Source organism: Bacillus sp. SIMBA_031, from assembly GCF_046535225.1.
GTDB classification, from domain to species: domain Bacteria; phylum Bacillota; class Bacilli; order Bacillales; family Bacillaceae; genus Bacillus; species Bacillus velezensis.
The window spans coordinates 1-270 of sequence record NZ_JAWRXC010000260.1 but is presented as its reverse complement, the minus strand read 5'-3'; the positions used below and the strand labels follow the sequence as shown (position 1 = coordinate 270).

Annotated in this window: 1 protein-coding gene; it reads right to left on the bottom strand. The window is 64.1% G+C overall.

The features are described from left to right. Positions 1-270: Gfo/Idh/MocA family protein (locus tag SB724_RS20250; protein WP_410572652.1), on the bottom strand; the 270-nt coding region annotated here is incomplete at both ends.

Below are 270 nucleotides of genomic sequence, written 5' to 3'. Positions count from 1 at the left end.
ACTTTTCGGCTGCGGCGATGATACGGATGCCGTCCTCGAGGTTGTGTGCGAGGGGCTTCTCGATCAGCGTGTGCACGCCGGCTTCGAGGGCCGGGATGGCCACTGCCGCGTGGTATTCGGGCGGAACGATGACCAGGACGGCGTCGAAGGATTCCTTGTGCTCGAGGGCTTCCTGGATATTCGCGTAAGCGGGAATTCCGTATTGTTCCCCGGCTGCGCGGGCGGCGTCCGGATTGACGTCGACGACGCCGGCGAGTTCCCAGCTTTCGC